At 62.8% G+C, this 19,210-nt stretch carries 13 protein-coding genes; 7 read left to right on the top strand and 6 right to left on the bottom strand.

Annotated elements, in window-relative coordinates; translation table 11 throughout:
- Window positions 1-99: 99 nt before the first annotated feature.
- The 7 genes from JNB71_RS19340 (at window position 100) to JNB71_RS19310 (ending at window position 6,989) form a co-directional block, all read left to right on the top strand.
- Window positions 100-861 (top strand): M48 family metallopeptidase, encoded by a 762-nt coding sequence (locus JNB71_RS19340; RefSeq protein ID WP_223215927.1) that lies wholly within the window; start codon window positions 100-102, stop codon window positions 859-861.
- Window positions 862-1,135: 274 nt separating this feature from the next.
- Window positions 1,136-1,822, top strand: coding sequence for a phosphoribosylanthranilate isomerase (locus JNB71_RS19335; protein WP_220373428.1), 687 nt, complete (start codon window positions 1,136-1,138; stop codon window positions 1,820-1,822).
- A complete protein-coding gene (gene trpB, locus JNB71_RS19330; RefSeq protein WP_220373427.1) occupies window positions 1,819-3,039 on the top strand; it encodes a tryptophan synthase subunit beta in 1,221 nt (406 codons plus the stop codon). The genes JNB71_RS19335 and trpB overlap by 4 nt, the downstream gene beginning before the upstream one ends.
- Before the next feature lie 4 nt (window positions 3,040-3,043).
- Complete coding sequence (gene trpA / locus JNB71_RS19325) at window positions 3,044-3,883, top strand: tryptophan synthase subunit alpha (protein WP_220373426.1); 840 nt, start codon at window positions 3,044-3,046, stop codon at window positions 3,881-3,883.
- A 50-nt stretch (window positions 3,884-3,933) separates the two neighbouring features.
- Complete coding sequence (gene accD, locus JNB71_RS19320; RefSeq protein ID WP_220373425.1) at window positions 3,934-4,854, top strand: acetyl-CoA carboxylase, carboxyltransferase subunit beta; 921 nt, start codon at window positions 3,934-3,936, stop codon at window positions 4,852-4,854.
- 111 nt (window positions 4,855-4,965) lie between these two features.
- Entirely contained in the window at window positions 4,966-6,309 is a 1,344-nt protein-coding gene (locus tag JNB71_RS19315) for a bifunctional folylpolyglutamate synthase/dihydrofolate synthase (RefSeq protein ID WP_220373424.1), read from the top strand.
- 47 nt (window positions 6,310-6,356) lie between these two features.
- Window positions 6,357-6,989, top strand: coding sequence for a GNAT family N-acetyltransferase (locus JNB71_RS19310; protein WP_220373423.1), 633 nt, complete (start codon window positions 6,357-6,359; stop codon window positions 6,987-6,989).
- Window positions 6,990-7,069: 80 nt separating this feature from the next.
- Here JNB71_RS19310 and trxA read toward each other — a convergent pair whose 3' ends face one another.
- From trxA to JNB71_RS19280, 6 genes are all read right to left on the bottom strand, one after another.
- On the bottom strand, window positions 7,070-7,393 hold the full coding sequence (gene trxA, locus JNB71_RS19305) for a thioredoxin (RefSeq protein WP_018327141.1): 324 nt from the start codon (window positions 7,391-7,393) through the stop codon (window positions 7,070-7,072).
- An 87-nt stretch (window positions 7,394-7,480) separates the two neighbouring features.
- Window positions 7,481-11,047: a double-strand break repair helicase AddA gene (gene addA, locus JNB71_RS19300; protein WP_220373422.1), complete on the bottom strand. Its 3,567-nt coding sequence runs from the start codon at window positions 11,045-11,047 to the stop codon at window positions 7,481-7,483.
- Complete coding sequence (addB, locus tag JNB71_RS19295; RefSeq protein WP_220373421.1) at window positions 11,037-14,219, bottom strand: double-strand break repair protein AddB; 3,183 nt, start codon at window positions 14,217-14,219, stop codon at window positions 11,037-11,039. Before addB ends, addA begins: the two co-directional genes overlap by 11 nt.
- Before the next feature lie 7 nt (window positions 14,220-14,226).
- Window positions 14,227-14,958: a nucleotidyltransferase family protein gene (locus JNB71_RS19290; protein ID WP_220373420.1), complete on the bottom strand. Its 732-nt coding sequence runs from the start codon at window positions 14,956-14,958 to the stop codon at window positions 14,227-14,229.
- Between the two features lie 87 nt (window positions 14,959-15,045).
- The gene (gene tsaE / locus JNB71_RS19285; RefSeq protein WP_220373680.1) at window positions 15,046-16,536 is read right to left on the bottom strand and encodes a tRNA (adenosine(37)-N6)-threonylcarbamoyltransferase complex ATPase subunit type 1 TsaE; all 1,491 of its coding nucleotides are present in this window, start codon (window positions 16,534-16,536) and stop codon (window positions 15,046-15,048) included.
- Window positions 16,536-19,016 (bottom strand): sensor histidine kinase, encoded by a 2,481-nt coding sequence (locus JNB71_RS19280; RefSeq protein WP_220373419.1) that lies wholly within the window; start codon window positions 19,014-19,016, stop codon window positions 16,536-16,538. The genes tsaE and JNB71_RS19280 overlap by 1 nt, the downstream gene beginning before the upstream one ends.
- Window positions 19,017-19,210 lie beyond the last annotated feature (194 nt).

The raw sequence follows: 19,210 nt of genomic DNA, 5'->3' as shown, positions 1-19,210 counted from the left end.
AAACCGGTATCCACCTCGGATGCCGGTTTTTCTTTTGATATGTCGTCCGCACTTCTTGCGGATCATGCGCCCATCAAACGAATCGGCTATCAATCCCTCATGTTCCCCCTGCTTCGAAAGTCGCGCCAGCCGCCCAAATCCCCGCCGCCGCCCGTGCAGCGGACGATAGACGTTGCCGGCAAGGCGATGCCGCTGACCATCCGGCAGAACGCGCGCGCCACGCGGATGACGTTGCGGATCGAGCCCGGCGGCCGGGCCTTGAAGCTGACGATCCCGGCCGGCCTGCCGGAGCGAGAGATCAACGCCTTTCTCAGCCGGCACCAGGGCTGGCTGATGACCAAGCTGGCGCGGTTTTCCGGTGAAAGCGTTCTGGAAGAGGGCGGCACCATCCTGCTGCGCGGCATCGCCCACCGGATCGAGCGCACCGGCAAGCTGCGGGGGCTGACCGAAGCCGTCATCATAGATGACGAGCCCGTGCTTCGCGTGAGCGGCGCCGATGAGCATCTGCGCCGCCGGATTGCAGATTTTCTGAAGAAGGAAGCGCGCAAGGACCTGGAGCACCTGGTTGCGATCTATGCCCGCATGGTCGGCCGCAAGGTAAAGTCGCTGAGCTTGAAGGATACGCGCAGCCGCTGGGGGTCCTGCGCCGCCGATGGAAGCTTGAGTTTCTCCTGGCGCATCGTCATGGCGCCGCCGAAGGTGATCGACTACCTGGCCGCGCACGAAGTGGCGCATCTGCGCGAGATGAATCACGGGCCGGACTTCTGGGACCTTTGCGAGGAGCTTTGCCCGGCCATGGAGGATGCCAAGCGCTGGCTGAAGCGCAACGGCACGATGCTGCACGCGATCGATTTCGACTGACCGGCTCAGCGCCGCCCAGCGATTCGCTGATCTTCTCGTCCGTCTTGTACCGGCTGAGCGCGTAGACCGACCAGATCGCAGCGCAGCCGATCATGGTGAAGAACTGAAGCAGGACAGAAGGAGGGCAAGCCGAAGGCGCATGGGGTCCTCCATTCGTTTTGGATGGCGATTGAAGGCCGCAGGCCAGCATTCGCAATGGTTGATGCACCCTTGGCGCCACAGGTTGACGTGTTTTAGCTCGACTCGCGCCGCATTTCATGTCAGGTCGCTGTGCATGAAAACGGAAGTGAAAATTTGCGGGCTGAAGACTGCCGAGGCCGTGGATCGGGCCGTCGCGCTCGGTGCGCGCCATACGGGCTTCATCTTTTTTCCGAAGAGCCCGCGCAACATTGAGCCCGACGATGCCGGTCGCCTGGCTGCCCGCATTCGCGGCAAAGCGAAGATTGTCGCGGTAACCGTCGATGCCGACAGCGACCTGCTTGACGAGATCGTCTCGGCGCTGTCGCCCGATATGCTGCAGCTTCATGGCAACGAAAGCCCCGAGCGTGTCCTGACTGTCAAAGCCGTCTATGGACTGCCGGTCATGAAGGCACTCTCTGTTCGCGACGCTGACGATCTAAAGCGGATCGAACCCTATATCGGCATTGCCGACCGGTTCCTGCTCGATGCCAAGCCGCCGGAAGGCTCGGAACTGCCGGGCGGCAATGGCGTCTCTTTCGACTGGCGCCTGCTCGATGCGCTTGACGAGGGCGTCGATTACATGCTTTCCGGTGGATTGAATGCGGGCAATATCGGAGAAGCCCTGGCGCTCACGGGCGCAAAGGCGGTCGATACCTCGTCCGGCGTCGAAAGCGCGCCGGGCGTCAAGGATCTGAAGCGCATGGAAGAGTTTTTCGACGCCGTTCTGCGCGCAGAGACGGCTATCGCCCGAAATGTAGCATTGGCAGGGAGAAGCGCGTGAACGAGACGCCAAAACTGAATTCGTTTCGATCAGGTCCCGATGAGGATGGGCGCTTCGGTATTTTCGGTGGCCGCTTCGTTGCCGAAACCCTGATGCCGCTGATCCTCGACCTGCAGGACGAGTGGAACAAGGCCAAGAACGATCCGGAATTCCAGGCGGAACTGAAGCATCTCGGCGCACACTATATTGGCCGGCCGAGCCCGCTCTATTTCGCCGAGCGGCTGAGCGAACATCTGGGCGGCGCCAAGATCTATTTCAAACGCGAGGAACTGAACCACACCGGCTCGCACAAGATCAATAATTGCATCGGCCAGATCCTGCTTGCCAAGCGCATGGGCAAGACCCGCATCATCGCCGAAACCGGCGCCGGACAGCACGGGGTCGCCTCGGCAACGGTCGCGGCACGGTTCGGCCTTCCCTGCGTCGTCTACATGGGCGCCACAGACGTCGAGCGCCAGGCGCCGAACGTGTTCCGCATGAAGTTGCTCGGAGCCGAGGTGAAACCGGTGACCGCCGGCTCGGGCACCCTGAAGGACGCGATGAACGAAGCGTTGCGCGACTGGGTCACCAATGTGGACAGCACATACTATCTGATCGGCACGGCCGCCGGCCCGCATCCCTATCCGGAACTGGTCCGCGACTTCCAGTCGGTCATCGGCACCGAGGCGCGCGAACAGATGCTCGCGGCCGAAGGCCGGCTGCCAGACCTGGTCGTCGCGGCCGTTGGCGGCGGTTCGAATGCGATCGGCATTTTCCATCCGTTCCTCGATGACGAATCGGTGCGGATCGTTGGCGTGGAGGCAGGCGGCAAAGGCCTGGAGGGCGACGAGCACTGCGCCTCGATCACCGCGGGTTCACCGGGCGTGCTGCACGGCAATCGCACCTATCTGCTGCAGGACAGTGACGGGCAGATCAAGGAAGGTCATTCCATTTCGGCCGGTCTCGACTATCCGGGCATCGGTCCGGAGCATTCCTGGCTCGCAGATATTGGCCGTGTCGAATATGTGCCGATCATGGACCATGAGGCACTTGAGGCATTCCAGCTGTTGACCCGCCTCGAGGGCATCATTCCGGCGCTGGAGCCGAGCCACGCGATTGCCGAAGTGATCAAGCGCGCACCGAAAATGGGCAAGGACGAGATCATCCTGATGAATCTCTCCGGTCGCGGCGACAAGGACATCTTCACCGTCGGCAAGATTCTGGGTATGGGGCTGTAAGAGCATGACCGCACGCATGGACAAACGATTTGCCGATCTTGCTGCCGAAGGCCGCCCGGCGCTCGTCACCTATTTCATGGGCGGGGACCCGGATTTCGAGACGTCGCTGGCGATCATGAAGGCGCTGCCGTCTGCCGGTGCCGACATCATCGAACTCGGCATGCCCTTTTCCGACCCGATGGCCGATGGCCCAGCGATCCAACTGGCCGGCCAGCGGGCCCTGAAGGGTGGACAGACGCTCAAGAAGACGCTGGAACTCGCCCGCCATTTCCGCGCAGACGACCAGCATACCCCCATCGTCATGATGGGCTACTACAATCCGATCTATATCTACGGCGTCGAGCGCTTCCTCGACGATGCGCTGGAAGCGGGCATTGACGGCCTGATCGTCGTCGATCTGCCGCCGGAAATGGATGATGAACTCTGCCTTCCGGCGCTGAAGAAGGACATCAACTTCATCCGCCTGGCAACCCCGACCACGGACGACAAGCGGTTGCCCAAGGTTCTCGAAAACACCTCCGGTTTCGTTTATTATGTCTCGATGAACGGCATCACCGGGTCGGCCCTGCCGGACCCGTCCGTTGTGGCTGGCGCCGTGCAGCGGATCAAGGACCACACGCAATTGCCGGTCTGCGTTGGTTTCGGCGTCAAGACAGCCGAACATGCGCGCGCGATCGGCGCCTCGGCCGACGGTGTGGTCGTCGGCACCGCCATCGTCAATCAGGTGGCATCCAGCCTGAGCGAAGACGGAAAATCGACAGGGGCGACGGTGCCGGGCGTGGAAGCCCTGGTGCGCGGCCTTTCCGCCGGCGTTCGTTCCGCACGACTTGTCGCGGCCGAATAATTGCCCACATTATGGGGCAGGACCGGTTTTAAATATTCAGGAGTTTGGATTTGAACTGGATCACGAATTACGTTCGACCGAAGATCAACTCGATGCTCGGGCGCCGGGAAGTTCCGGAAAATCTCTGGATCAAGTGCCCGGAAACCGGCGAGATGGTGTTTCACCGCGATCTCGAGGAGAACAAATGGGTCATTCCCGCCTCCGGCTTCCACATGAAGATGCCGGCTAAGGCACGGTTGAAGGATCTGTTCGACGACGGCGTCTATGAGGCCTTGGCCCAGCCCAAGGTGGCCCAGGACCCGCTGAAATTCCGCGATTCCAAGAAGTACGTCGATCGCCTGCGCGACAGCCGCGCCAAGACGGACCTCGAAGACACGATCGTCGCCGGTCTCGGCCGCGTCCAGGGCGTCAAGCTGGTCGGCGTCGTGCATGAATTCAACTTCATGGGCGGTTCGCTCGGCATGGCAGCCGGCGAAGCAATCATCAAGGCCTTCGAAAGGGCGATTTCTGAAAAATGCCCGCTGGTCATATTCCCGGCATCGGGCGGCGCGCGCATGCAGGAAGGCATTCTGTCACTGATGCAGTTGCCGCGGACCACCGTGGCCGTGCAGATGCTGAAAGAGGCCGGGCTTCCCTACATTGTCGTCCTGACCAATCCGACCACCGGCGGCGTCACGGCGTCCTACGCGATGCTTGGCGACCTGCACCTGGCCGAACCGGGCGCCGAAATCTGCTTTGCCGGCAAACGCGTCATCGAACAGACCATTCGCGAGAAGCTGCCCGAGGGCTTCCAGACCTCGGAGTATCTGATGGAGCACGGCATGGTCGACATGGTGGTCAAGCGTCACGACATCCCGGCAACGCTCGCCCGTGTGCTGAAAATCCTGACGAAGAAGCCGATGGATGCCGCCAAGTTGAATGGCAGCACGCCTCTGGCCGCCTTGCCGATTGCGGCTTCGGCCAGCGTTTAGGGCGGCCTGCGTTCGCCTCTGACGCAGGCGGATGTTGAGAATTTGAGTTTGTAGCGTTCTCGGCTCGCTCGATGGCGTGCAGCGCTCCAACGGCGGTTTGCAGGAGCGATGATGACGACAGCGCATGTCAGCGAGGCGGGGCAGGAGATCGACAAGCTGCTGGCCCTTCATCCCAAGGGCTTCGACCTGTCGCTCGACCGGATCACGCGGCTGCTCGACGCGCTTGGCAACCCGCAGGACAGGCTGCCGCCGGTCATTCATGTCGCCGGCACCAACGGCAAGGGGTCGGTGACGGCCTTTTCGCGTGCCATTCTCGAAGCCGCCGGTCTGAGCGTCCACGTCCATACCTCGCCGCATCTCGTCAACTGGCACGAGCGCTACCGTATCGGCAAGAAGGGCGGACGCGGCGCGCTGGTGAACGATACGGTGCTGGCAGACGCGGTCCGCCGCGTGGCCGCAGCGAATGGCGGGCGGAAGATCACCGTTTTCGAGATTCTGACGGCCGTCACCTTCCTGCTCTTTGCCGAACACCCCGCGGATGTGGCGATCATCGAGGTCGGCCTTGGCGGTCGCTTCGATGCGACCAACGTCATCAAGGCACCGGCCGTTTCCGTCATCATGCCGATCTCGCTCGACCATCAGGCCTATCTCGGCGACCGGGTCGAACTGATCGCCGCGGAGAAGGCGGGTATCATGAAACGCGGTTGCCCGGTGGTGATCGGGCACCAGGAGGAAGACGCCGCGCGCGATCTCCTCGTGGCGACGGCCGGGCGCCTCAAATGCCCGGTCTCTGTCTACGGCCAGGATTTCATGGCGCATGAGGAATACGGGCGGCTGATCTACCAGGACGAGGTCGGGCTGGCGGACCTGCCGCTGCCGCGCCTGCCCGGCCGCCATCAGCACGCCAACGCCGCCGCCGCGATCCGCGCGTGCCGGGCCGCCGGGTTTGATCCGACGGAAGACGCGATCGAAACCGGACTGACGACTGTAGAATGGCCGGGCCGGCTCCAGCGGCTGACGGAAGGCAAGCTCGTTTCGATGGCGCCGCAGCGCGCGGAGATCTGGGTCGATGGCGGGCACAATCCGGGGGCGGGCCAAGTCATCGCCGAAACCATGGCCAATCTCGAGGAGCGCGACCCACGACCGCTATTCCTGATCATCGGCATGATCAACACCAAGGATCCGGTCGGTTATTTCAAGGCGTTCCGCGGGTTGGCCGAACAGGTGTTCACCGTGCCGATTCGGGGTTCGGATGCGGGGATTGACGCTGTGGCGCTGGCCGGCGACGCCGGCGAGGCCGGTTTCGATGCGACACCGCTCGATACGGTGGCGCAGGCCTTGGCGACCATCAGCGAGCTGTTTTCCGACGATCCGGCATCGCCGCGTATCCTGATTGGCGGTTCACTCTATCTGGTCGGCGATGTCCTTGCCGACAACGGCACGCCGCCACGCTGATTTCCGATGGCCACGAAGTCTCTTCGGCCTGCAAAAAAGGCAAGCGAATGAACACCAATGCTGAATTGCCGATGGGCTATTCGCCGGTCCCGCCGGGCAAGATCGCCAACGCGGTCACCTTCCTTGAGATGCGCCAGCCGCCGGAAAAGGTTATGGCTGCCGACATGCCTCTGGAGCTGGTGCGGCTTACCTCCTCGGATCTGGAAGACTATCGGGTTCTGTTTCGGCTGATCGGCGAGGACTGGATGTGGGTATCTCGCCTTGAGATGGGCGATGATTCCCTGCGGGCAATCCTCTCCGATCCTGCCGTCGAGGTGTATGCGCTAACGGACGGGGAACGGCAGATCGGCCTGCTCGAGCTTGATTTTCGCGTGCCTGGCGAATGCGAGCTTGTCTTTTTCGGCCTGGCCAGGGAGGCAATTGGCAAGGGTGTCGGCCGCTGTCTCATGAACGAGGCTATCGCCAAAGCCTGGGCGCGGCCGATTGATCGTTTCTGGCTCCACACGTGCCACTTCGATCATCCGGCTGCCCTCGCGTTTTACCAGAGATCGGGGTTCACGCCCTATGCCCTGATGGTCGAGGTCCATGACGATCCACGCCTGACGGGTGTGCTGCCAAGGACGGCAGCCCCCCACGTCCCGCTGCTGGATGTCCCGCGCCACGACGGTGTGACGGGGTAGAACACCCGCGGCACCCGTCGCACAGCCCGCAAAAAAAGCCCGGTTTCCCGGGCTCTTCAAGTGCATGCCAACACCAGGGCTTAAGCGGCTGCGTTGGAAATCCAGGACGACAGCGCGGTTTTCGGAGCGGCGCCTACCTTGATGTCGGAGACTTCGCCGGCCTTGAACATGGCAAGCGTCGGAATGGAGCGCACGCCGTACTGGGCGGCGATTTCCGGGTTTTCGTCGATGTTGACCTTGGCGACCTTTACCTTGCCGGCGAGTTCAACGGAAAGTTCTTCGAGACTTGGGGCGATCATCTTGCACGGGCCGCACCATTCGGCCCAGAAATCCACGATGACCGGCTCGGCGGCATTCAGCACTTCATCCTGAAAATTGGAGGTATCGACTTTTACGGTAGCCATAGGCTGCTCCTTGTTTCGAAATCGGCGTTCTTCGAACGGTTGGTCAAGATGTGATAGCGGAACGCATCTTTTTCAATATTCGGTATCTCACTTCTTCGAGAGCTCCACAAGGCTCCTGTCCAGCATCTCCTGAGGCAAGGTCAGCACCGCCGGGCCTTCCGTATAGATCAGCGCGCATTGGAAGACGTGATCGGGATAAAGCGGTGCGAGAAGCGCGCGGTAGATCGCCAGCTGCGCCTTGTACACGAAGGGGACGTCTTCCGGTGAAGCGGGAACTTCCCGGTTGGTCTTGAAATCGGCCAGGATGACGGTCCTGCCGGAGACTGCGAGCCGATCGATGCGGCCTGAGACGGCGAAATCGCGCGTACCGAGCTTCAACGTCCCCATCACCGACACTTCGGCGCGGCTCGTGTCTGAAAACAGTGCGGCGAGTTGCGGATGCTCGATCACGCTGAGCACCGAAGCCGTCAGCGCCTGCCGCTCGCTTGCGGACCAGCGGGGCACGGAGCGAGCGAGATAGCGATCGGCGGCGGCCGGCCGTTCCGCGGGCGCGATCGACGGCAACACCTGCAGGAACCGGTGCAGGATCGCGCCGCGCAGCAGCGACCGGTTTGGCGCGTCTTTTTGCGAGAACAGCGCCGAACCGACAATGGTGCCGGAATCGTCCTCGTCAATAACGGCGCCCGCACCGGAAGGGCTCAATGGACGGGGTAGATGTCGCTGCGGCGGCAGGGGCTGCAGAAGCATGGCCGGCAAACCTGCCGGGCGGGCGGCGGCCGCTTCCTTGCCGGCATCCTGCATCTTCAGGTCGCGCGTGACAGAGGACGTTTGCCACGAATAGCCCGTCCATTCCTGATTGCCTGCGGTGAAGGTTCGGGGCGTGCTGCGGCCGCGTTCGTCGCCAGACAGGCTGGTCGTGACCATGGCGTGCCAGCTTTCGGGATTGGCCCGCTTGCCCTGATAGCCACAGACGATCAGCCGGTCGGCGGCACGCGTCATGCCGACATAGAGTAGCCGGCGATATTCCTCTTCGGCCGCGATCTTCAGCCGGGCGGTATCCGCATCGATCAAGCTGTTGGACGCGGCACCCGGGGGCCGCCAGACGGGAAGCAGACTGTCAGTCTTGTGATTGTCCGGCTGGATCAGCCGAAGGCCGGAGACATGCTGCGAATTGAAGGCCTTGCCGCCACCATCGACCAGGAACACCACCGGCGCCTCCAGCCCCTTGGCGGCATGCACGGTCATGATGCGCACTTCGTTGCGTTCCTTGTCCTGCTCGCGCTTGACCGTCGGCGCTTCCATTTCGAGACCCGAAATGAAGGCCTGCAGGCCCGGCAGCCCGTTTTTCTCGTGATCGAGCGCAAAGGTCAGGAATTCATCGAGGATGTCGCTGACCTCGGTTCCGAGCCGGCCGAGGAACGCGGCGCGGCCGCCGTCATGGCCGAGGATACGAGCGTAGAAATCGTGGACAGGCAGGACACGCGACAATGCCCTGTATCGCTGCAGCTTTTGCAAAGGCGCATTGTAGCGGCTCGCCTCGCCGCCGCCGCATTCCTGCAGCCGTTGCCAGACGCTGACCGAGAGGGGGCGATCGACTGCCAGATCCCGGACGTCGTCTTCGCTCAGATTGAACAACGGGCTTTTGAGCACGGCGGCGAGCGAAAGGTCGTCCTGCGGCAGGAGCACGAAGCGTCCGAGCGCCATCAGATCCTGCACGGCGATATGGTCGGTGAGAACCAGCCGGTCGGCGCCGGCAACCGGGATGTTGCGGCGCGTCTTCAAGGCGCGCGTGAGCGCGTTGACGAAGGCATCGCGCTTGCGCACGAGAACGATGACGTCGCCCGGCTGCATCGGCCGCTTGACACCCTTTTCGATCACCGTTTCCGTGCCGATCCAGTCAGCAAGCACGGCGGCGATGCGTTGAGCAAGAATATTAGCCGGCGCATCCTCAGGCGTCGCATCAAAGGCTGCGGTCCAGTCATCCTCTTGAACGCTGTCGGCTGGTGCGATCGCATCCCACACTTCGACCAGGCCGGGATGACCGATGCGATTGGACGCATGCACGACGGCATCGCGCCGGGCGCTGAGGCCCCGCGCGTGCAGCGGATTTGCGAAGACCGTATCGACGGCAGACAGGACATCCTCGGTCGAGCGGAAGGAAAGCTGCAGCCGGATCGGGCTGAAGGCCCGGCCGCTGTCACGGACGCGCTTCTCCGTCTCGATGCTCTCTTCCGAGAAGCGCTCCGGTCGGGCTCCCTGGAAGGAGTAGATCGATTGCTTCTCGTCGCCGACGGCAAACATCGTGCGGTTGTCACTGCGGGCTGTTTCGCCGGAGAAAAAGTCCTTCGCCAGCGACTGGATGATGGTCCACTGCACGGGGCTGGTGTCCTGCGCCTCATCGACGAGAATGTGGTCGATGCCCTGATCGAGCTTGTAGTGCACCCACGCGCTGACATCGCCGCGCGACAGCATCGCCGCCGTGCGGTTGATCAGGTCGTCGAAATCGAGCTGGCTGCGGCTTTTCTTGATATCCTCGTAGTCGGCGTTCAACCGGTCTGCGAGGGTGAGGGCGGCATTCGTCGCCTCGAACATTTCAAGGAGGCTGACGCGGTCCATGGACGCGGCGACGTGTTCGCGCGCGGCAAGGATCAGCGGTTCAAGATCTGGCGCCTTGTCGCGGATCGGTTTTGACAGAAAGGCCGATTCTGCCCGCAACTTGCCGCCCTGGGTATAGAACAGGTCCCTGAGCGCGTTGAAGCGCTGTAGCGGATCGGCAAGTTTTGCAACGGCGCGCAAGCCTTCGGCGAACTCCGCAGCCTTCGCCCCACCGGCCGAAAGCGCGATGCCGATGTAACGCTCAAGCGCTGCGCCGTTCAGACCCTTCAAGGGCCAGAATCCGGCTATCGCCGTTTCCGATGTCTCGTCCGGAGCGATATCGAGTGCTGCACGAAGCGCCGGGTCGATGCCGCCCTTGAGAGCGGCATCCTCCAGAAATACCTGGATTGCCGCGCGGTTGGCGACTATCGCCGACAGCAGCTTTTCAAGTCCGGTATCGTCGGCAAGATCGAGAACCGTTGCAAAAGCTTCCGTCAGCTCGCGGTCGTCCTCGGTTGCCGTGGCGGTCAAAAGCGCGCGTCGCGCATCGGCGAGCAGCGTCGCCGATGCCCGGTCGTCCAGGACCGAGAAATGCCCGGCGACATTGGCTTCCAGCGGAAACTGGTGCAGCAGCGCCTCGCAGAAGGCGTGGATCGTCTGGATCTTCAGCCCGCCCGGCGTCTCCAGCGCCCGGGCAAACAGGCGCCGCGCTTCCTGGCGTTTCAAGAGATCAGGTTTTTCACCCTCGATTGCTGCGATGCGCTCGTCGAGCGCGTCGTCGTCGAGCGTCACCCACTCGGCCAATCGTTCGAAGACGCGGTTGGACATTTCCGACGCGGCAGCCTTCGTGTAGGTCAGGCAGAGAATGGCAGACGGTCGGCAGCCGGACAACAGAAGCCGGATAACACGCTGCGTCAGCACATGCGTCTTGCCCGAGCCGGCATTTGCTGCCACCCAGGCGGAGCGGGCCGGATCAGAGGCGAGCGCCTGCTTGGCCGATGTCCAGTCGAGCCAGGCCTGAGGCGAGGGTTCGAGAGGACCGAAATGATCATCCCTCATTGCCATCCTCCTCGTCTTCCGCGGTCGCCCATTCGGCCACACGGGCAAGATGATCGTACTCGCCGCCATAATCGCGCTCTTTCTGCACGATCACTCGGGAGGCAAAGCCGTACTTGCCGTTCATCAGGGCGGTGAGGAGCCCGGTCAGTTCCTTCAGCGAATCGTCGGCCAGCTGTTCTGCCGACTTGGTCTGGACATTGGCGCGCGCCTTGGCGTGTTCGTTGTTGACTTCCTGCACGGCAAATCGTTCGCCGGGTTTCAGGCGGACATAGACGAGCGATTGCGGATGCCGTGATCCCGCCTGCCTGAAGGCGCCGGCCTTCAAGCAGGCGGCCTCCAGCGCCAGCTGCGGATCGAGCAGCGCCCGCGCCTCGTTGACCGATGGGCTGGAACCGGTCTTGTAGTCGATCAGCACGGCGCTGCCATCGCCGAGAATGTCGATACGGTCGGCGATGCCGGTCAACTTGATATCCTGGACGCCGATTTCCATCGAGGCATAGAGTTCGGTGTAGGACTTGCGGATATCGGCATGCCGGGCGATTTCCCAATCGATGAACGCCTTGCCGACGGCGGCAAAGCGCGGCCGCCATACGATGTCGATATGGGCGGGCAGGGCCTGTTCGTCGAAGGCCGCGTTGATCAGCCGGCTCATTTCCTGGGCCGCTTCGGGCGAGGCTGGATCGAGGTTGGCGCGGACGAAACGCTCGACGATCTTGTGATAGAGCGTGCCGCGCTCGGCGGCACCCGGGTCACGGTTGAAGGGATCGATCGGCTGCAGCCGCAGGATTCGTTTGGCATAGATCGCATAGGGATCACGCCTGAGGCGGGTGACTTCGCTGAAGGAATAGCTGCGAGGCTGCTGTTCCGGCGCAGGCTTCGGCTCAGGGCGGCTCGCCAGCGGTTGCGTGACGCCCTGGTCGAGCACGCCCGCCCAATGATGGTAATCCTCGCCGTTCTCGCGCAGTTTCGCTGCGAAGTCATGACCGCCGACGGCGAGAAGCCGCTGCAGCCAGCGGGAGGCGACGGTCGGCGTGGCACCCTTGCGCATCGCCCGCGTCAGGATCAGCTTGCGGGTGCCGCAGGCCATCTGGAAATCATGGGCGAGCTGGCCGATGCGCCGCTCCGGCGGCTCCAGGCCGATGGATGTTTTCATCGTGCGCGACAGGAAGGGATCGTTGGACGTCTGTCCGGGCCACGTGCCCTCGTTCATGCCGCCGAGAACGACGAGGTCGACGCTTTGCAGGCGTGATTCCAGCGCCCCGAAAATGAACACGCGGGGATGGCGCATGGACCGTGGCTTGATCGCCTCGCTCGTTGAGAGCGCCTCCATGATGTCGCTCCATTGTGGCCCATCGGCCGTCAGCTGACCATCCGTGTCGATGATGGAGCGCAGAAGCGTAGCCAAGGCTTCGCCCGCCTCACCCGACCACAGGCCGGCAAGGCTGCCGTGTTCGTCGACGGCGACTGCTTCCAGCGCCAGGCCGGTTTTTTCCGCCCAGTCGGCAAGCGTCAGGGCCGTCGTCAGGCCGCGCCCGCTTCTGTGGTGGCGAACCAGCGTGCCAGCCAGAGGCTCCGTCGCGGCCGCAATGCGCCGGGCAAGGTCGCGCGCCTGCGCGATCGCGGCGTCATCAATCCGGCCTCGCCATTCCGGCAGATGTTTTTTGCCGGCCTCGTGCTGCAGCGCCTCATCGAGAAGCACCTCGAGCTCGGAGATATCGGCGCTGCCGGTGCCACCGCGCAGCGCCATCAGTTCCAGCACTTCCGCCGCTGCATCCATCACCTCAGCCGGCAGGCCGAAGCGCGCCAGTGGATGCTTCAGCAGCGCTGTGATCGAGACGGGATCGCCTGGACGCAGCGCGGCTTCGAGAAGCAGCCGCGCCAGGCCGCCGGGGCCGGTGGCCGAAAGTGGCGTACCGGCCGAATCATCGGCCTCGATGCCGAAACGCAGCAGTTCTGCCGTCACCCGGCGGGCCAGGTTGCGATCGGGCGTGATCAGCGCGGCCTGGCTTTCCTCACTGCCGTGCAGGGCGAGCCGAAGGGCAACGGCGATAGCTGTCGCCTCCTCGCGCTCATTGGCGGTTTCGATCAGCGCCACATCGGCAAAGGCTGCCGTCAGCCGGTGCTGATCGACGGCGGCACGCAAAGCTGTCCAGCCGCTCGTGGCCTGCACCGGCAACAGTGCGTGGGATAGGAGTTCCGCACGATAGTCGAGGTCTGCGTCTGCCGTGCCGAGCGACACGACGTCATGGCGATTGATGCCCATGCGCTTCAAGAGCCGAAAGAAGCCGTATTGCGGATGGCTGCGGCTTCCCGGATCAGCGGCGAATTTCGCTGTTTCCGGGGCGATCGTCGCCCACTCGGCATCACTCATCGTCCGGTCGAGACCGGGCAGCACGATCGTGCCGTTCGGCAGCTTCTGCACCGCGGCGATCAGCTTGGCCGTCGCGGGGATGGAGCCGGTGGATCCGGCAATGATGATCGGCCCGGTAACCTTGCCGGCGGCGATGCGTTGCGTCTCGGCTTCGAGGATGGCGTTGCGGTGCCGGGCCGGCGAGGATTGCTTGAGCTCCTCCAGCCGCGCCGGCCAGTAGGTGCGGGCGATCCTGAGGAATTCGAGGGTCAGTTGCCACCACAGCGCATGATCGTTCGCGTCGAGATTGTCGAGCGCGTCCCAATCCAGCTCTTCCGTCTCCATCGCGTCGATGATCTCGGCGAGATCACGGGCGAGCCAGATCGCGTCGGCAGGGCTGGCGGGTGCAATCAGCGGGCTTTCCGCATGCACGTCCACCACGGCCTTCGGCAGCTGGTTGCGCCAGGCGAGAACGAGGCGGCCAAGCTCGATCAGCCGGGCTGTGTTGGGCAAGGGCGGGGCGAGATCAAGGATTGCGGGGATTTCCGCATCGAAGAACCCGCTGTCGTCGTCGGTTTCGCCCAGCGCCCGGATCATCGGCAGGATCGCCGAGCGGCCGCCGAGGCAATCGACCAGTTCCGAGCGCAAGACGCGCGCCGAGCGGCGGGTCGGCACGAAGATCGTGATGCCGGCAAGGGCAAGCGGATCGGCCTGCGCATAGCGGAAACCGGGCACCAGTTCACCCGAGCACAGTTTTTCGACCAGTGTCTTCAGGAAGGGAAGACCCGGTGGAATGGTGAAGACGTTAGGAACGGTATTCACCACGCCCTCACGCTCCCGTCTGGAAGCGGCGGATCGCCTCCTCTGCCTCGCCGATCGCTTCCGGCGTTCCAACGGTCAGCCAATGGCCTTCCAGCACGATGCCGAACAGCCTGCCTCTCTCGACCGCCCTGTCGAAATAGATGTTGAGATTGAAGGGCTCCTCCGGGGCGTCGGCGAAAAGCCGGCTGTGCAGGGCCATCGCGCCCGCATAGACGACCGGGTTTTCCATGCCTTCCCGGTAGCGGCAAAGACGGCCCTGCGGACCCAGCGAGAAATCCAGCTTGCCGTTATGCCCGGTCGTGTCTTCGTTGCGCACGCACAGCAGCGCCATGTCCATGGTCTGCGCGTCGAAGAACGATGCAAGCCGTTGGAGATTGGAAGGCACGCCCGGCTTTTCGCCGACCCAGAAGAGATCGGCATTCATGACCAGCACCGGGCCGTCGGGAAGCAGTTTCAAGCCCTTGGCAAGGCCGCCGCCGGAATTCATCAGCGATGCCCGCTCATCGGAAATGACGATTCTCGGCCGGCATCTTCCTTTCAGATGCGCTTCCATCTGGTCGGCGAGATGATGGACATTGACGGCGGCCGTCTCCACCCCCGCGCCTTCGATCGCATCGAGCACATAGTCGATCATCGGTTTTCCCGCGATGCGCACGAGCGGTTTGGGAATCGTATTGGTGATGGGGCGCAGCCGGGTGCCAAGCCCCGCGGCAAGCACCATGGCATTCTTGATGGGCATAGGCAGCACTTGATCCACTGAATTCCTGACCGGTGATTCGGTTTTCAAAGTGTTATAGCGGCCTTTGCGCGTCAAGTTTGACGCGCTTTAAAGGATTCCTGCCTTTATGCACCATTCGCGCAACGGCGCGAGCGCTTGATGTTCAAGCGCCACCTGAAGATAGGAAAATGTCCGCGGCATGTGCTTCATATAGAATGGCTTGCCGTCGCGCTGCATCAGCCGGACCCAGATGCCGACAAGCTTGCAGTTGCGTTGCGCCGACATGAGATGCCAATCGCGCCGGAACATCGCCTCGTCGAAATCGCCCAGGGCATGACGTTGCGCGCAATAGAGCGAGAGCATCTGCTCGCAAAGATCGGGGGTGATCGTCACCCTAGCGTCCTGCGCTATCGAGGCCACGTCATAGGCCGTGGGGCCGATCATTGCGTCCTGGAAATCGATGATGCCGACACGGTCGAAGCCGGCGCGCTTATCGCGCCAGATGATGTTCGGTGAGTGGAAGTCCCGCAGCAGCAGCCTCTTTTCCGAGGTGGCGAGAAGATCGATCAGCGAATCCCAGATTCCGAAATATTCTGCACGCTCGGCGTCCGAGGCCTTTTCACCGCGCTTCCACGGCAGATACCAGTCGATCAGCAGGCTGGTTTCGATCGTCATTGCCGCCCGATCGAAATCGGGGACGCGATGCGTGATGGTCTCGGACAGCGGTATGTCGCGGGTCACCGGCTGCGCATGCAGATGCGCAAGCATTCGTACGCTTTCCAGATAACGTTCAGCGATCGGCTCTCCATCGGCATCGATGATGCCCTCGCTGCCGAGATATTCGATCAGGAGAATGCCGGCGTCGAGATCGTGTTCGTAAATCGCGGGCGCGCAAAATCCCTTGTCGCGAATGTCGCGGCCAATCGCGACGAAGGGGACGACGTCTTCGGCGAGATGGGCGAGCTGCTGGTAGTATTTGCCATCCTGCAGGATTGGGCCGGGCTTGTGGCGGGCCGAATCCATCAGGATCGTCGCTGGCTCGCCTTCGACCAGAATTCGTTCATACGCGCGTGCCGAAGCGTCACCGCTGAGATGCCGGCGTCGTGCATGGCGGTATCCGCGGTCTTCTAGAAAGGAACGAATCGCCAGGCTGCGCGTGACCCGCGCCAAAGCTGCGGGATCGCCGGAGATGGTGACGCGTCGACCATCGTCGAGGTGGGTAAACGTCGCCGTAAGCCGCGTCTTCGGCAGTGCCGACAGGGCGTGTTCAGGCCACTCCACCAGGCAGATGCCGTCCGACAGCGCTTCGTCGAGACCCAGCTCGTCGAGCTCCGACACGTCCGCCAGCCGGTAGAGATCGAAATGCGAAACCGGAATGCGCAGGTCGTAGCTTTGCACCAGCGTGAAGGTCGGGCTCGGCACTTCAAGCGCTTCGTCGTCAGCCATGGCGCGCAGGAAGGCGCGGGCGAGCGTCGACTTGCCGGCACCGAGGTCGCCGGAGAGCGCCAGGCAGTCGCCCGGCTTCAAGGCCAGCGCCAGGTCTTCGCCGAGTTGGATGGTTGCGGCCTCGTCTTTGAGGAGGAGTTCGATCGCCTGCATCATTCCGCCGCTGCGAATTTCGGAAGCTCACCGGAGGGAATACGGCAGGTCACTTCCGTTCCTTCGCCCTCGTGGCTGCGGATCGACACCGTACCATGGTGCAGGCTGACGAAGCTTTCGACGATGGAAAGGCCAAGCCCGGCGCCGCCGCCTGTCCCATGGCTTTCGAACCGGTTGAACACGGTATCGAGAATGTCCTGCGGGATACCGGGGCCGTTGTCGGTTACGCTGAAGACGAAATCACTGCCGTCGCGACGGCATCTCAGGCTGACGGTGCTGCCGTCCGGTGCGAAATTGGCGGCATTGGTCAAGAGCTTGATGAGAATCTGCTTCAGCCGCTGGTGGTCGGCGACGAACAGGCCAAGCATGTCGGGCGTATCGATCTGCAGCGTCACGGCGCTTTCCTGCAGTCGATCGGCCATCTGAAGGGAAACCTCGTCGAGCAGGTCGGTGAGGTTGATTTCCGACAGGTCCAGCTCGACGATGCCGGCGTCGACGGTCGCGAGATCGAGAATATCGTTGACGATCGTCAAAAGCAGCGACGACGAGGTGGAGATATGATCGACATATTCCGCCTGCCGTTCCGTCAGCGTGCCGAAGGCGGGGGTCTTCAAAAGATCGGCAAAACCGATGATGTTGGTCAGCGGCGAGCGCAGCTCGTAGGACACGTGCTTGACGAAGTCGTTCTTCAGATGGTCGGCCATCTGCAGCGCGTCGTTCTTCTCGGTCAGCGCCCGCTCGACGCGTACGCTGTCGGTGATGTTGACGAAGGTGAGCATCGTCTGTGCATTCGGCAGCGGGATGACGGCGAAATCCAGAATGAGACCGGTGCGCAGCTCGAGAATTCCCTGGCAGGACGGTCTCTCGTCGTCGAAACTCGTGATGAGGTGCGAGAACTGTTTCCAGCCGTCCGGCTGGTCATAGGACGGCGCACAAACCTGCTCGATGGCCCGGATGTGGGTGCCTGGCTTGGCCTCGGCCTCCGTGACGCCCCAGAGCGCCCGGAACGCGGGATTCGACAGTTTGATGCGCCCGTCCGGCCCGAACACCGCGACGCCTTCGGACAGATGGTCGATGGTCTCGCCCTGGACCTGTACCAGCGTATTGTAACGGGTTTCGAGATCGACCTTTTCCGTCAGGTTCTCGAACACCCAGGTCGCGCCTCCTTGCGGACGTGCCGTTGCAAAAACACGCAGCGTCTGGCCATTCGGCAGGTGCCAGAGATCGGATTGCGTGTCGATTGCCTGATAGACGGCGAGCGCATTTTCCTTCCACTGCCTCCAGTTCAATTGCTCGGGCAGCTTTGCTGCCGCGCGCAGCCGGTCGAGAATCTCGCCATTGCCCGGCTTGCGTTCCAGGAAGCCCATGTCGAGCTCCCAGAGCCTTTGGAAGGCCTGGTTGTAGAATTGCAGGCGCTGGCTGCCATCGAAGATCGCCACGGGCGTGGCCAGATGATCGAGCGTTTCGGCGTGGCTTTTCAGCGTCCGGTTCAGTTCCTCGCGCACAGCCTCGACATCCGAGACATTGATCGCCATGCCGGCCGATCCGGCCGGGCTGCGGGCATCCACGACTTCGAAGAAAGTCCGGTTTCCCCGAACCACGGTGGAGACTTTTTCGCGATAAGCGGAATCGTAGGTGCTGAGCGCCCGGATCTTTTCGCGCGCTACCGTCGCCAGCAGCTCCCGGTTTTCTTTCACCGCGGCACCCGGATTGGCGGACTCGACCGCATGCGCATAGGCTTCGTTGACCCAGAGGAGCGCACCATCGGCGCCGCGCTGCCAGACCGGCAGATCGATCGCATCGAGCAACGTCTGGAGGCTGAGCAGCGATCCGTGCAGGCGATCCCGCTCGAGTTTCATCTCGGCGAGTTCGGCGCGCAGATTGTTGAGAGCGACGAAGCGGACGAAAGCCCGGCCGCCGGAGACGCGGCCCTGCGTCTCGATGATTTCGCCACGGGCGGTTTCAACGATGAGGTCGAAGCTCTGGGCGCTGGAGCGCAAAAGCTCGATGGCCTTCTCGAGCTCGGAGGCAGACTGGGACTTGATCCAGCGGCCGAAAGCGAGGAAATCGCGGTCATCCTGCGGTGCGCCCGTTTCGACAGGCAGCTGTCCCAGGAATTCCGGCTTGTTCGCCAGGCCCTCCCAGACGACGATGCGACGGTTCTTGTCGGTGATCAGCGCTTGAAAACGCGAGATCTTGTGATTGGCGTCGGCCAATGCCGCGTTCAGCTCGCGATTGTCCGTTTCGATACTGCCGCGCTGGCGGATCAGCCAGACGGCGGAAATCATCGCCGCCGAAATCACCCCGATCAGGACGGCGAAAGTCACGACTTCGGAGGAATGGAAAACGCTTGTGGTGGCGACACCTTCGGCTGCCGCGCGAGCGGGGCCGGCACAGGCCGCAATCGCGGAACTCGCCATGAACCGGCGCAGCAGGGACGGAATCCGGCCACCAGCGCGTTTCGAAGGACCTGTTTCCATGGCATGCTTCCCCGTTTTCATCACATAGGATGCCATGATCGGAAAAATCCCGAATCACGGACGATCTCATGTGTCTTCAACACCTTGAAGCGTGCCCCGACCTTTCGGCGAGGCGCGCCCAAGGCGCTTACAGCGCAGCGAGCCCATTCAGACGCGCAAAGGTCGCTGTAGCAGTTCCATCTTCTGCATAATTT

Source organism: Rhizobium herbae, assembly GCF_019511375.1.
GTDB classification, from domain to species: Bacteria; Pseudomonadota; Alphaproteobacteria; order Rhizobiales; family Rhizobiaceae; genus Pararhizobium; species Pararhizobium herbae_A.
This window is presented reverse-complemented; position numbering and strand designations above follow the sequence as displayed.

Excerpts from the sequence above, each read along its gene's own strand:
- JNB71_RS19335 (WP_220373428.1), top strand. The coding sequence starts at position 1,136 with ATGAAAACGGAAGTGAAAATTTGCGGGCTGAAGACTGCCGAGGCCGTG.
- tsaE (WP_220373680.1), bottom strand. The coding sequence starts at position 16,536 with ATGCAGGCGATCGAACTCCTCCTCAAAGACGAGGCCGCAACCATCCAA.
- JNB71_RS19310 (WP_220373423.1), top strand. The coding sequence starts at position 6,357 with ATGAACACCAATGCTGAATTGCCGATGGGCTATTCGCCGGTCCCGCCG.
- trxA (WP_018327141.1), bottom strand. The coding sequence starts at position 7,393 with ATGGCTACCGTAAAAGTCGATACCTCCAATTTTCAGGATGAAGTGCTG.
- JNB71_RS19280 (WP_220373419.1), bottom strand. The coding sequence starts at position 19,016 with ATGGAAACAGGTCCTTCGAAACGCGCTGGTGGCCGGATTCCGTCCCTG.
- JNB71_RS19290 (WP_220373420.1), bottom strand. The coding sequence starts at position 14,958 with ATGCCCATCAAGAATGCCATGGTGCTTGCCGCGGGGCTTGGCACCCGG.
- trpA (WP_220373426.1), top strand. The coding sequence starts at position 3,044 with ATGACCGCACGCATGGACAAACGATTTGCCGATCTTGCTGCCGAAGGC.
- JNB71_RS19315 (WP_220373424.1), top strand. The coding sequence starts at position 4,966 with ATGACGACAGCGCATGTCAGCGAGGCGGGGCAGGAGATCGACAAGCTG.
- JNB71_RS19340 (WP_223215927.1), top strand. The coding sequence starts at position 100 with ATGTTCCCCCTGCTTCGAAAGTCGCGCCAGCCGCCCAAATCCCCGCCG.
- addA (WP_220373422.1), bottom strand. The coding sequence starts at position 11,047 with ATGAGGGATGATCATTTCGGTCCTCTCGAACCCTCGCCTCAGGCCTGG.